Consider the following 13,410-nt stretch of genomic DNA (forward strand, 5'->3'; position numbering starts at 1 on the left):
ACCTGACACACCGGCCGGTCGGGACACAATGGCCTGATGACCCTCGGCCGCCAGCTGCGACTGACGTTGTACGACGGCGGCGCCGTGCTACGAAGTCTGGCCGGCGTCCTGGGAGTGGTGCTGCTGGCCAATGCCGTGCATTCCCCGGCGGCCGCCGTGAGCACCGGGGCCGCGGCCATCGTCGCCGGCGCCAGCGCGCTGCAGGACAGCCCGCGCAGCCGCTTCCCCACGGTCGTGATCGTCTCGCTGGAGATGGCTCTGGCCGCGCTGCTCGGCGCGGTGACCGAAGCCAACACCTTCGCCTTCATCGTGGTCATCGCGTTGTGGTGTGTGGCCGCCGGACTGCATTGGGCCATCAGCGCCAATGCCGGGTTGGTGGCCGCGGCAGGTGCCGCCGTGATGGTGACCTCGGTCCCGGCCGAGCACGACGTCGGGTCGGTGCTGGCGGTGGCGATGCTCGCCCTGACCGGCGGGCTGCTGCAGGCCATGTTGATCGTCGTGTGGCCACAACGACGCTGGCGTACCCAGCGCAGCGCGCTGACTCGCGCCTATCTGTCCCTGGCCGCCGACGCCGACCGGATCGCGGTGGATTCCGACACCACCATCGACCGGGAGCCGCTGATCCGGCTGCGGGACGTATTCACGGTGAGCGAGGCGCTGGCCAAACGGCGGCCACCGATCTACCGCGGCTGGTACAGCCTGCCCGAGCGGATCGCCGAATCGCTGACCGCGCTGGGGCCGCACTACGACAAGGACGAGGCCGTGGCGCGGGTGCTGCACAGCGCCTCCGAACTGCTGGTGACCATCGCGCATGCCCGGCGTCGTGCCCGCTCCGACCTGGCCTACGCGACCGGCCAACTCGACGGCGCGGCCACCGCGGTGCAGGGCCCCGGACGGGAGGCCGCGATGCTGTTGTCGGCCCAGTTGCGCGAGGCCGTCGAATTGCGGTTCGGACAATTCGAACCGGACCAGGTGGCGCATCTGCGCCGCACCGGCGTCCCGGACGCGCTCACCGCGGTGAGCGGTCTCGTGCGGGCTCAGATGGTCAGTAGTTCACCGATTCTGCGGCACACGCTGCGCCTCGTCGTGGCCACCGCGATCGGAGTGGCGCTGTGGAAGTTCGCCGATATGCCGCACGGTGTGTGGATCCCGCTGACGGTCCTGATGGTGCTGCGTCCCGAAACCGCCCACACCTACACCCGCTGCGTCGGGCGGATCGTCGGGACCGCAGCGGGTGTGGCCCTGGCCGCCTTGCTGACCTCGCTGGCCGATCCCACCGGTGCGGCCTCGGCCGTGCTGGCGGTGGTGTTCCTCGCCGGCGGCTATCTCACCGCAGAGATCAGTTACCTCGGGGTGACCATCGCCATCGCCGGGACCCTGGTCTTCCTGATGAACATCGGTAACGCTTCCAGCGCGGGCGCGGTCGGGGATCCCCTGCTGGCGGTGGTGGTCGGCGGCGGGCTGGCCGTCGCTGTCCATGTGCTGATCCCCGACAACGCACTGGTCCGGTTGCGGCAGCGCGCCGGCGAACTGCTGAAGACCGAGATCGACTATGCGGCAATGGTGATCAGAGCTTTCGTACACGATCTGGATCATCCGAAAGAGCAGCTCGAATCCGCCTGGGGGCGGGCGGTGAGCGCCCGCGCCGCCTTCGAGGCCACCGCCGGCGCGACCGGCACCGAGTCCCGTGCGCTGCGCCGTTGGATGCGGTCCTACCGCGCCGCACTGAACTCCGTCACGACCTCGTGCGCCGCTCTGGAAGCCCACCTGCCTGCGCATCCCCCACCCAACCTGAACCGCGAATTCGTGGCCGCGGTGGACGATTACGTCAAGGCACTGTGCGGTGACCCGGCCACCCCGGCGGCGCCCTGGAGCGTCGACAGCGACGCGTTGCTGACGGCCAGCGCGAGCGTGCGCGAGGCCTCGGCATTGCTGACCGACGACCACGCCGCCGAACGGCTGCTGGTCGGCGAGATCTGCAACATCACCACGGTGGTGACCGACATCGCCGCCACCGACATCAAGCTCAGCCAGTGAGGATCAGTCCTGTACCCACCTGGGCCGGATGAACACTCCCTCGGCCTGCACCGTGGGCCCTTCGGCATCCGAGATGAAGCCGGTGGCAAAGGTTTTCACGCCTTCGGTACGCTCGGCGGCCGCCTGCACCCGCAACGCACCGAGTCGGGTGGGACGTAGATAGCGCAGGCTGATGGTCCCGGTCAGTCGCGGACTGGTGGCCGGGCTGGCCGCCTCGCCGAGCATGTGGTCGAGGATCAGTGCGGCCACTCCCCCGTGCACGTGCCCCGGCGGCCCCTCATAGGCCGCGCCCAGGGTGAAATCGGCGGACACGCTGCCGTCGGGATGGTGCTGCACCGACAACGGCGGCGCGACCGGGTTGCGTAGCCCGATCACGGCGTTGCCCCAGGGCATCCGGTCGCCCTGCTCGGTGAACCGCACCCCGAACGGGCCGTCGATCTGCTTGCTGCGCAGAGCGGCCGTCGCCGCATCGATCTGCGCCTTCGCGGCCGCCACCGTCTCGGCGGCGGCGTCTGTGCGGATGGTCGCATCGATGAGTTCACGCACCGATTCGGTCAGCGGCCGATAGATCTCACGCAATCGTTCGACGTCCTCGGCGCTGAGGTCCTCGACAGTGAAGTCCAACATGCAAGAACTAGAACATGTTCTACCGGCGCTGTCGAGTGCACCGGTCCGCCGCGTACACCGGACGGCCCATCGGCCCTCCAGCGAAACACGCGTACCGGGCACGCGAGGGACTTTTCGCGCGACCGCTACGCGTGTCTCGGCGCTGCGGTGCGGGTCACAACGCCGTTGGCCGGGTGTCATAGATAACCTGATATTTCGTAGTCATCTGTCTACGAAGTCACTTAGGCTCGTGACCATGGCTGCCCGAACACACAGCGCCGACCCCCGCGCCGAACGGGTCCGCACGCGCCTGCACGAGGCGGCGTTCGCACTCGCCCACGAACATCCGGTCGACGAGCTCACCGTCGCGGGCATCGTGGGCCGCGCGGGTGTCAGCCGGCAGGTGTTCTACCAACACTTCCGTGACCGTGACGATGCGGTCGCAGCCGCGTTCTCGGTGGCGTTCGAACAGGCCACCGCCGACATCGGCGGCGACCCGCGGGTGTGCATCATGCGACTGTTCGACTTCGCCGGCGAGCACCGCGCGATGTACCGCAATGTGGTGCCGAGTTCGGTCACCCAGCGCGTGGTCAGCGCCTTCCGCACCGAGCTGGCCCCGGCCTGCGCCGAGATCGCCAGAACCGGCACCGGCCCGGGCGGCCCCGTCACCCCCATCGCGGGGCTGACCGAGGAGGCGGTGACCCGCTTCCTGGTCGGTGGGTTCATGGAGGTGCTGCGCGCCTGGATGGAGGAGCCCGAGGCCCGGGACGCCCGCGACCTCCGCGACCGGGTGGCCGCGGCCTTCGACACCGTCAACGCACTTCTCACGCCGCCCGACGCCGCGGCGCGGTTCTGATGGGTAAGCACAGCGCGCCGGCGGCCGCACCGACCGTCCAGCAGACGGCACCCGAAGGACACGGCGTCACCCGCGCCCAGGTCCGCTATGTCGCGCTGGCGATGGTCACCTTCTCCCTGCTGGTCCTTGCGATGATCGCCAGCTATGCCGGCGCCTTCGCCAAACCGACGCTGCATCACCTGGACGTCGCGGTCGTCGCGCCCGCCCAGCTGATCGACGCCCTGGACAACCGGGACGGACTGGATGTCACCGCAGTCGCCGATGCTGCGGCAGCCCGCACTCAGGTCCTGGAACGCAGGGCCGACGCCGCGCTGGTCGAATCGTCGGGCCGACTGGACATCTACGTGGCCGGCGGGGGCGGCCACAGCGTCGCCGCCGCCGCCGAGACCGTCGGACGCGCGGTGGCAGGCGAAGCCGGGCTGGTTCCCTCGGTCACCGATATCGCACCGACCTCGGCGGGTAATCCCTCGGGCACCGTCGAGTTCTACGCGATCATCTTCGTGTCCCTCGGCGCCTCCATCGGGGCCACCGCCTTCGGTTATCTGGTCGGGTCGGTGCGACGGCCGTGGACACTGGCGCTGCGCACCGTCACGCTCTCGACGTATGCGGCCCTGCTGGCCGGCGTCGTCACCATCTATGTGGACACCGGAATCGACGCCCTCGGCGCACATCCGTGGCAGGTGTTCGGCGCACTGTGGCTCTACGCGATGGCCGTCGGGGGCGCGGTCACCGGGGTCTCGGCCGCGTTCGGCACCGTCGCCGCACTGATCGTGACCGCATTCCTGGTGATCGTCGGCAACGCGGCCGCCGCCGGGCCGGTCGGCCTGCCGCTGCTGTCGGGCTTCTACACGGTGTTCAACCGCATCGTGCCGCAGGGGTCCGGGGTCGCACTGCTGCGCAGCATCGAGTACTTCGGCGGCCACGGCGCCGTGACACCGATTGTCACGCTGGTGATCTGGGCCGCGACGGGCGCGGCCCTGGCGATGCTCGCCACCACCGTCCGGATGCCCGCGGCGCAGCGTTTGTGGCAACGCGTCGCCGTGCACGGCTGAGGAGACCTATCGTTGCCCCATGAGCGAGCCGTACTACGACCTGGGGTCCTACTCCCGCAGGGTCGAGACGTCTTCGCCGCAGGCGCAGCTGTGGTTCGACCGGGGGTTGGTGTGGGCCTACGCGTTCAACCACGGGGAGGCGGTGCGCTGTTTCGAGCGTGCCCTCGAACATGACGGCGATCTGGCCATCGCGCGCTGGGGCATCGCCTACGCCGTCGGCCCGAACTACAACAAGGCGTGGGATGCCTTCGACCCTGTCGAGCTGGCCGGCGCGTTGGCCCGGGCCCGCGCGGAGCTCGCCGCCGCGGCCGGCGGACACGCCTCGACGACCGAGCGCGCACTCATCGAGGCACTGGCGGCGCGTTTCCCGACCGACGACCCACTCGACGACGCGGCCCTGACCGACGGACACCGGGCCTATGCCGCGGCCATGTCCGTGGTGGCCGAGACCTGCCCCGACGATGTGGATGTACAGGCGCTGGCCGCCGACGCGTTGCTCAACGTCACCGCATGGGCCTTGTGGGACAACACAACCGGCCGGCCGGCCGCGGGCTCCCGGGTGATCGAGGCCAAGGCGCTGCTCGATGCCGCACTCGCCGGCCCGGCCGGACGGCGCCATCCGGGTGTCCTGCACCTCTATATCCATGCCATGGAGATGTCGGCGCATCCGGAGGACGCACTGCCCGCCGCCGACCTGCTGCGTGGGCTGGTCCCCGACGCCGGCCACCTGCAGCACATGCCGAGCCACATCGATGTGCTCTGCGGTGACTACCGGGCGTCGGTGGTGGCCAACCAGGCGGCGGTGCGCGCCGACCGCACGTTCGTCGAGCAGGCCGGCCCACTGAACTTCTACTCCCTCTACCGCGCACACGATCTGCACTTCGTGGTGTACTCGGCCATGTTCGAGGGCAACTACCGGATCGCCGAGGAGGCCGCCACCGAACTCGCCGAACAGTTGAGCCCGGAGCTGCTGGCCATCGACTCGCCGCCGATGGCGGACTGGCTGGAGGCGTTCGTGCCGCTGCGGGTGCACGTGCTGGTGCGGTTCGGCCGCTGGGACGAGTTGATCGCGTTGGGCCTGCCCGAGGACCCCGAGCTGTACTGCACCACCGCCGCCACCGTGCACTACGGTCGCGGCATCGCATACGCCGCCACGGGCCAGTTATCTGCGGCCCGCGCCGAACAGGCGGCGCTGGCTGCGACGTACGCACGCATCCCCGAATCCCGCTACCTGTTCAACAACACCAGCCGCGACATCCTGGCCATCGCGATCGCCATGCTCGACGGCGAAATCGCTTACCGGGAAGAACGTTTCGAGGAGGCGTTCACGCTCCTGCGACAGGCGATCGCACTCGATGACGCGCTGCCCTACGACGAACCGTGGGGCTGGATGCAGCCGACCCGGCACGCTTACGGGGCGCTGCTGGCCGAGCAGGGCCGAGTCGAGGAGGCCGCCGCGGTCTACGCGGCGGATCTGGGGCTGGACAACACCCTGCGGCGCTCCTGCCAACACCCCGGAAACGTCTGGAGCCTGCACGGATACCACGAATGTCTGCGCCGGCTGGGCCGCGACGCCGAGGCGCGGATCATCGCCAAGCAGCTCGACGTGGCCCGCGCACGGGCCGACGTCCCGGTGCTGGCATCCTGCGCGTGCAGGCTGGATGTCAGCCCGGATGTCACGGCCGAACCGTCCCCGTGTTGCGATTGAATGAATTTGCTTGGCTCACAATGTGTCATATCGCCCATTCCCGGCACCGAGGGCCTATTCTTGCCGGTAGCAAGCGGTAACGGGGGGCTCGCACAATCTTGGGTGATGTGCCGCCGTCCGCTGTGGAGAGGACGCCCGATGACGCGCGAACGCCATGCAGAAGAACCCTTATTCGCCCTCGTCCGGATGATCCGGGGTGCCGTCGAGGACCCGGTGCGCTCGGCGGGCGGCAATGACCGCGATGTCGAGGCGATCGCCGTCGCGGCCGCCTACGCGGCGTGGTGCTGGGGGGCGGCACCATCTGCCGACATCGAGCCACCGGGCTTGAACCGAATGCCCGCGTAGACTGCCGGTGTGGCGATCAGCGACGAGGACCTCGACCATCTGCGTCGCTGCGTCGGACTCGCCCGCACTGCGCTCGACGGCGGTGACGAGCCGTTCGGCTCTCTGTTGGTCGATGAGAACGGCGCCGTCCTGTTCGCCGACCACAACCGGGTCAAGGACGGCGATGCGACCCAGCATCCCGAATTCGCCATCGCCCGGTGGGCCGCTGAGCACCTGACACCGGGACAGCGCGCCGCCGCCACCGTCTACACCTCCGGTGAGCACTGCCCGATGTGCTCGGCCGCGCACGCCTGGGTCGGGCTCGGACGCATCGTGTACGCCGCCTCCTCCGAACAGCTCGGCCGATGGTGCGCCCAGTGGGGCACGCCCACCTCCCCCGTCGCGCCGTTGCCCATCGGCGTCGTCGCGCCCGGTCTCGTCACCGACGGTCCGGCACCGGATCTCGAGAACGAGATGCGTGCCCTGTACGAAGCGAAGTTCCGCCCGTGACCGATCCGGACTGGGTGCGTCACGTGATCTGGTGGCATATCTACCCCCTCGGTTTCGTGGGCGCCTTCCCGGCGCAGTCCGCGCCGACCGAGGACCAGCATCGGCTGCTGCGCATCATCGACTGGCTGGACCACGCGGTCGAGCTCGGCGCCTCCGGTCTGGCGCTGGGCCCGGTGTTCGCCTCGCGCACACACGGTTACGACACCACCGACCACCGGCGTATCGACCCTCGGTTGGGTACCGACGCCGACTTCGACCGGCTGATCGAAGAATGCCGCCGGCGCGGGCTGCGGGTGCTGCTCGACGGTGTCTTCAACCATGTCGGCACCGACTTCCCCCGCTACCGCGACGCCCTGCACAGCGGATCCGGAGAATGGTTTCGCCGCGGCCGCAACGGATTCGCCACCTTCGAGGGTCATGGTGAGCTGATCGCACTCAACCACGCCAACCCCGATGTGGTGGCCTACACCGTTGAGGTCATGGACCACTGGCTGAGCCGGGGCGCCGACGGCTGGCGGCTGGACGCGGCGTACGCGGTGCCGTCGTCGTTCTGGGCGAAGGTACTTCCGCAGGTACGCGGCCGTCACCCGCAGGCCTGGTTCGTCGGCGAGATCATCCACGGCGACTACCCCACCCAGGTGCAAGCCGGCGGGCTGGACTCGGTCACCCAGTACGAATTGTGGAAGGCGATCTGGAGCAGCCTCAACGACGGCAACTTCCACGAGCTCGACTGGGCACTGCAGCGGCACAACACATTTCTGCAGACCTTCGTACCGCTCACCTTCATCGGCAACCACGACGTCAGCAGGATCGCCAGCCAGCTGACCGACATCCGCCACGTCGAGCATGCACTGGTGCTGTTGCTCACCACCGGCGGGACACCGAGCATCTACGCCGGTGACGAGTGGGCGTGGCGCGGCGTCAAGGAGGAGCGCGCCGGTGGGGATGACGCGGTCCGGCCGGAGTTCGGGTCCCGGCCCGACGGCCCCGACGACACCCTGTCGCTGCATCAGTACCTGATCGGGCTGCGCCGCCGCAACGCATGGCTGCACACCGCGACCACCGAAGCGCTGCAGCTGAGCAACACCGGCTACGTCTACCGGACCGGAACCGGGACGGATTCCCTGGTGGTGGCGCTCAACATCGGCGACGCACCGATGAACGCGGACCTACCGGCGGCGGGTCGGGTCATCGCCGGGTCGGGTGCCCCGCCGGTCGACCGGGTGCAGCAGCTCGTCGTTCCGCCGCACGGCTGGGTGATCGTCGACTAGCGCGAATCGTCCTTGGACCAGGTGTAGGGCTGCTCGGATACACCGCGGTCGCCCAGCATGAAGGCCCGGTGGTAGCGGCCGGCGCGGGCGATGGTGGCCAGCCAGGTCGCCACCGTACTGATGCGGTTGCGCACGCCGGTGAGAAACGCGATGTGGATGAACCCCCATCCCAGCCAGCCCAGGAACCCGGCGATGCGGATCGGACCGATCTGCAGCAGCGCGTTACCCCGGCTGATGTAGGCCGCCGACCCCAGATCGCGGTATCGGTAACGGCGGCGCGGCTTACCGTCGAGGTCGCGGCGCACACAGGCGGCCACATGCAGCCCGCCCTGCATGGCGTTCTCTGCGACCCCGGGCAGATCTCCGCTGCCGACGAGATCGCCGACCACGAAGATCTCCGAGCGCCCGGGCACCGACAGGTCGGGAGCGACCATGATGCGCCCGGAGTGGTCGGCGTCGGCACCGAGCACCTCGGCCACATGGCGTGCGAACGGCACCGCCTCCACGCCGGCGGTCCACAGCACCGTCCGCGCGGCGTACTGCTCCGCCGGTCCGCCGGCCTTGGGCGTCACGGTGACCCCGTCGCGGCCGACGTCGGTCACGTGCACACCCATGTGCAGTTCGACGCCGAGGTTCTGCAGCGTGCGGACGGCCTTGCCGGCCAGGCCCGGTGCGAAACTCTTGAGCACCCGGTCACCGCCGTCGAACAGCAGCACCCGGGCATCCTCGGGTGCGATGCTGTGAAACTCGTTGGCCAGAGTGCGGGTTGCGACCTCGCGGATCTGGCCGGCGATCTCCACGCCGGTCGGTCCGCCCCCGGCGACCGCGAACGTCAGCCAACTGTCCCGCTCCGGTCCGGGTGCCAGCGTCTCGGCGATCTCGAACGCGGTGAACAGCCGCTGCCGGATGCACAGTGCGTCATCGAGGGTCTTCATCCCCGGCGCCCACTCGGCGAAATGCTCGTTGCCGAAGTAGGACTGCTTCATCCCCGCGGCGAGCACGAGTACGTCGTAGTCCAACGAGAAGGTGGTCTCGTCCGGGCGCATGGCTGTCACGGTGCGGGTGTCGGGGTCCAACCGGACCGCCTCGCCGAGCAGTGTCCGCACGTTGCGGTGCCGCGAAAGTTCTTCCCGCAGAGACCGGCTGATGTGCCCGATGCTCAGCGTCCCGGTGGCGCACTGATAGAGCAGCGGCTGAAAGAGATGCCCGGCAGCACGATCGAGCAGAGTGACGTCCACATCGGCGCGACCGAGTCGACGGGCACAGAACAGGCCGCCGAAGCCGCCGCCGATGATGAGCACCTTCATACGATCCGCGCGCATCGCTCCTAGACTAGCCGCAATCCGGAGGCGGGCGATGCCATGTTTGCTAAGCAGAGCGCCAAATCAGCCCGGCCAGGTTAAGCTCCCCGACTGATGACGACGACAACTGAATCCGGCCCCGAGGTCGCGCCCCCCACCGCGGACTCACCGCGCAGGCGCCGCCGCACGCTGTCCCGGATGAGCATCCAATCCAAATTGCTGGTCATGTTGTTGGCCACCAGCGTCCTTTCGGCGTTGGTTGTCGGCTTCATCGGCTACCAGTCGGGCCGGAGTTCGTTGCGGGACGCGGCGTTCAACCGGCTCGACGAGGTGCTCTCGGCGCAGACCCGTCAGCTGGAGGCGGAGTTCCGTTATTTGCGCGAGTCCCTCGTGATCTACACCCGCGGCTCCACCGCCATCGAAGCGGCCCGCGCGTTCACCGCCGGATTCGACCAGCTCGCCGACGCCACCATCACCCCGGCGCAGGAGAAGGCGATCGTCGACTATTACCAGACGGAGTACGCCGAGATCACCAGCGAGGCCACCGGCCAGGAAGTCGACGTCCGGGGCATGCTGCCCACGTCGAACGCGCAGAAGTACCTGCAGGCCCACTACATGGCCCCGTACCCGGACTGGAACGACGCGATCAAGGTCGACGACGCGCGGGACGGCAGCCCGTGGTCGGCGGCCAACGCCCGGTTCAACGATTTCTTCCGGCAGATCGTGCACCGGTTCAAATTCGAGGACGCCCTGCTGCTCGATACCCGGGGCAACGTGGTGTACTCCGCCTATAAGGCGGCCGATCTGGGCACCAACATCCTGTCCGGGCCGTACAGCGGCGGCGACCTGACCGATGCCTACCGCAAGGCGCTGGAGACCAACGTCGTCGACTACGTGGGCGTCACCGACTTCAGCAACTACCAGCCGTCGGCCGCACCGACCGCCTGGATGATCTCCCCCATCGGCGCGAATGGCCGCATCGACGGTGTGCTGGCGCTGCAGTTCCCCACCGCCGGGGTCAACCGGATCATGACGATGGAAGGCAAGTGGGAAGAGGCCGGCATGGGTGAGACCGGGGAAACATTCCTGGTCGGGCCGGATGGCCTGATGCGATCCAACTCTCGGCTGTTCGAGGAGGATCCCGAGGAGTTCGAGACGCGGGCCGTCGAAGCCGGAACCCCGCCGGATGTCGCGAGGCAGTCGCTGCAGGCGGGCACCAACATCCTGATGCAGCCGGTCAGCGACGAGGCCACCCGCCGGGCGTTGAAGGGCCAGACCGGCACCATCATCGAAGAGGACTACCTGGCCCATGAGGCGCTGCAGGCCTATGCGCCGGTCGACCTTCCCGGCCTGGATTGGGTGATCATCGCCAATATCGACACCGAGGAAGCCTTCGCGCCGGTGTCGTCGTTCACCCGCAACCTGGTGCTGTCGACGGCGGCGATGATCTTCCTCGTCTCGATCGCCGCGATGCTGTTGGCCCGGTTGTTCATCCGGCCGATCCGGCGCCTGGAAGCCGGCGCCCAGCAGATCAGTTCCGGGGACTACGGGGTCACGGTACCGGTCCACTCCAAGGACGAATTCGGTGATCTCACCGTCGCTTTCAACGATATGAGCCGCAACCTCGCGATCAAGGAGGACCTGCTCAACGAGCAGCGTCAGGAGAACAACCGGCTGTTGCTGTCGCTGATGCCAGAGCAGGTGGTGGCTCGGTATCGCGAAGGCGAGGAGACCATCGCCCAGGATCATCAGAACGTCACGGTGATCTACGCCGGTATCTCCGGCATGGACGAACTGGCCGCGGATCTGAGCGCCGGCGAAGGTCTGGAACTGGTCAACCGGCTGGTCCGGCAATTCGATGCGGCGGCCGAGAGTCTGGGCGTGGAGAAGGTCCGCACCTTGCACAACGGCTATCTGGCCAGCTGCGGGGTGAGCGTGCCCCGGTTGGACAATGTGCGGCGCACCGTGGACTTCGCCATCGAGATGCAGCGCATCATCGATCGTTTCAACAGTGAAACCGGTAACCGGCTCAAGTTGCGGGCGGGCATCGACACCGGCACGGTCACCAGCGGGCTCATCGGGCGTTCCAGCCTGGCCTACGACATGTGGGGCTCCACAGTCGATCTGGCCAACAGCGTGCAGAGCGGTTCGCCGCAACCCGGCGTGTACGTGACCTCGCGGGTCTATGACGCGATGAACGACACCCGGCAGTTCGCTCCGGTCGACGCGGTCGATGTGTCGGGTCGTACCGAGCCGGTATGGCGCCTGTCGGAGCACCGGGCATGAGCGACCTGCTGGACACGCCCTGGTTCTACTGGGCCCTCGGGGTGTCGCTCGGGCTGCCCGTCGCCCTGATCGTGTTGACCGAGATCCGTAATGCCCTGATACGGCGCGGAAGTGGACTGGCCGGTGCAGTCGGGCTGGTGCGCAACTTCATCGTGCCGCTCGGCGCGCTGCTGCTGTTGTTGGTCAAGGCCAACGAGGTGTCCGCCGAGGCCACCCCGGTGCGGGTGATCGCCACCGCGTTCGGCTTCATGGTGCTGATCCTGCTGCTGTCCGGGTTCAACGCCACGCTGTTCCAAGGAGCGCCAGAAGGCTCCTGGCGCAAGCGGATTCCGTCGATCTTCCTGGACGTGACCCGCTTCGTCGTCATCGCGATCGGCCTGGCGCTGATCCTGTCCTACGTGTGGGGCGCCGATGTGGGCGGACTGTTCACCGCGCTCGGCGTCACCTCGATCGTGCTCGGCCTGGCACTGCAGAACGCGGTCGGCCAGATCGTGTCCGGTCTGCTGCTGTTGTTCGAGCAGCCCTTCCAGCTCGGCGACTGGCTGGACACCCCGTCGGCGCGCGGCCGGGTGGTCGAAGTGAACTGGCGGGCAACCCATATCGACACCGGTGGCGGCGGTCTGCAGATCATGCCCAACTCGGTGCTGGCGGCGGCGTCGTTCACCAATCTCAGCCGACCGGCCGATGCGTATTCCATTTCTGTCACCAGCGTCTTCGGGCTGCAGGATGCGCCCGACGAGGTGTGCGCGATGCTGGCCCGGGTGGCGGGCACCCTGCCGCAGGTGCGGCCCGACGCCACTGCGAAAGCGGTTGCCGTGGGCGGGCAGGAGTACAAGACGACGATCCCGCTGCGGTCGCCGGCCGACGCCGGGGCGGCCCGCGCGACCTTCCTGCGCTGGATCTGGTACGCGTCGCGGCGTGCCGAGCTGCATCTCGACGAGGCCGAGGATGACTTCGCCGGTCCCGAACGGGTCGCCGATGCGATGCGCGTGGTGGCCACCTCACTGCGACTCAACCCGAGTGAGCTCGCCGAGATCGCCCCGCATATCCGGGTGACCCGGTACGGAACCGATGAGACGGTGCAGGTTCAGGGCGAGGTGCCGGCCAGGATGACGTTCGTGGTGGGCGGCCGGATCCGGGTCGTCAGCCGCCGGGAGGACGGTTCGGTGGTGGTCGTCGGCACGTTGGAGTCCGGCGATTTCCTCGGCCAGACGACGCTGACGCGGGAACCGGTGCTCGCCGGCGCGCACGCGCTCGACGAGACCACCGTGCTGCAGATCGAACGCGATCAGCTCGAGGCCCTCGTCATGCGCAAGCCGGCGCTGCTGCACGAGATCGGCCGTGCGATCGAGGAACGCCGGGAGACGACGCGGCGCGTGCTGGCCGCGGTGGACTCCGCCCAGTAACGGCGAAACCCCTGGCACGGGGTTCGGGTAGCGGCCGACAGGGTCTCAACCCC

At 68.6% G+C, this 13,410-nt stretch carries 11 protein-coding genes; 9 read left to right on the top strand and 2 right to left on the bottom strand.

Annotated features, from left to right (window positions below; genetic code table 11):
- Positions 1 to 36 precede the first annotated feature (36 nt).
- Complete coding sequence (locus K0O62_RS15655) at positions 37 to 2,037, top strand: FUSC family protein (protein ID WP_073858687.1); 2,001 nt, start codon at positions 37 to 39, stop codon at positions 2,035 to 2,037.
- Between the two features lie 3 nt (positions 2,038 to 2,040).
- Here the strand turns inward: K0O62_RS15655 and K0O62_RS15660 are convergent, their stop codons facing one another.
- Positions 2,041 to 2,664 (bottom strand): PaaI family thioesterase, encoded by a 624-nt coding sequence (locus K0O62_RS15660; RefSeq protein ID WP_073858688.1) that lies wholly within the window; start codon positions 2,662 to 2,664, stop codon positions 2,041 to 2,043.
- A gap of 235 nt (positions 2,665 to 2,899) precedes the next feature.
- Between K0O62_RS15660 and K0O62_RS15665 the strand changes: the two genes are divergently transcribed.
- The 6 genes from K0O62_RS15665 (at position 2,900) to K0O62_RS15690 (ending at position 8,364) form a co-directional block, all read left to right on the top strand.
- Entirely contained in the window at positions 2,900 to 3,499 is a 600-nt protein-coding gene (locus K0O62_RS15665) for a TetR/AcrR family transcriptional regulator (RefSeq protein WP_073858743.1), read from the top strand.
- Positions 3,499 to 4,551 (top strand): hypothetical protein, encoded by a 1,053-nt coding sequence (locus K0O62_RS15670; protein WP_073858689.1) that lies wholly within the window; start codon positions 3,499 to 3,501, stop codon positions 4,549 to 4,551. The genes K0O62_RS15665 and K0O62_RS15670 overlap by 1 nt, the downstream gene beginning before the upstream one ends.
- Before the next feature lie 19 nt (positions 4,552 to 4,570).
- Positions 4,571 to 6,259: a hypothetical protein gene (locus K0O62_RS15675; RefSeq protein ID WP_073858690.1), complete on the top strand. Its 1,689-nt coding sequence runs from the start codon at positions 4,571 to 4,573 to the stop codon at positions 6,257 to 6,259.
- Between the two features lie 138 nt (positions 6,260 to 6,397).
- Positions 6,398 to 6,604, top strand: coding sequence for a hypothetical protein (locus tag K0O62_RS15680; RefSeq protein ID WP_131817455.1), 207 nt, complete (start codon positions 6,398 to 6,400; stop codon positions 6,602 to 6,604).
- A gap of 9 nt (positions 6,605 to 6,613) precedes the next feature.
- Complete coding sequence (locus K0O62_RS15685) at positions 6,614 to 7,093, top strand: nucleoside deaminase (protein ID WP_073858691.1); 480 nt, start codon at positions 6,614 to 6,616, stop codon at positions 7,091 to 7,093.
- A complete protein-coding gene (locus tag K0O62_RS15690; protein ID WP_073858692.1) occupies positions 7,090 to 8,364 on the top strand; it encodes an alpha-amylase family glycosyl hydrolase in 1,275 nt (424 codons plus the stop codon). The genes K0O62_RS15685 and K0O62_RS15690 overlap by 4 nt, the downstream gene beginning before the upstream one ends.
- On the opposite strand, the gene K0O62_RS15695 is transcribed toward K0O62_RS15690, so the two are convergent.
- The gene (locus tag K0O62_RS15695) at positions 8,361 to 9,671 is read right to left on the bottom strand and encodes an NAD(P)/FAD-dependent oxidoreductase (protein ID WP_097933785.1); all 1,311 of its coding nucleotides are present in this window, start codon (positions 9,669 to 9,671) and stop codon (positions 8,361 to 8,363) included. The two genes, K0O62_RS15690 and K0O62_RS15695, sit on opposite strands and share 4 nt — an antisense overlap.
- A 108-nt stretch (positions 9,672 to 9,779) precedes the next feature.
- On the opposite strand from K0O62_RS15695, the gene K0O62_RS15700 reads away from it, so the two are divergent.
- Positions 9,780 to 11,951: an adenylate/guanylate cyclase domain-containing protein gene (locus tag K0O62_RS15700; RefSeq protein ID WP_073858694.1), complete on the top strand. Its 2,172-nt coding sequence runs from the start codon at positions 9,780 to 9,782 to the stop codon at positions 11,949 to 11,951.
- Positions 11,948 to 13,357: a mechanosensitive ion channel family protein gene (locus tag K0O62_RS15705; protein ID WP_073858744.1), complete on the top strand. Its 1,410-nt coding sequence runs from the start codon at positions 11,948 to 11,950 to the stop codon at positions 13,355 to 13,357. Before K0O62_RS15700 ends, K0O62_RS15705 begins: the two co-directional genes overlap by 4 nt.
- The last annotated feature ends 53 nt before the right edge of the window (positions 13,358 to 13,410 follow it).

Origin of the sequence: Mycolicibacterium diernhoferi, from assembly GCF_019456655.1 — a bacterium.
In the GTDB taxonomy this organism is placed as follows: Bacteria; Actinomycetota; Actinomycetes; order Mycobacteriales; family Mycobacteriaceae; genus Mycobacterium; species Mycobacterium diernhoferi.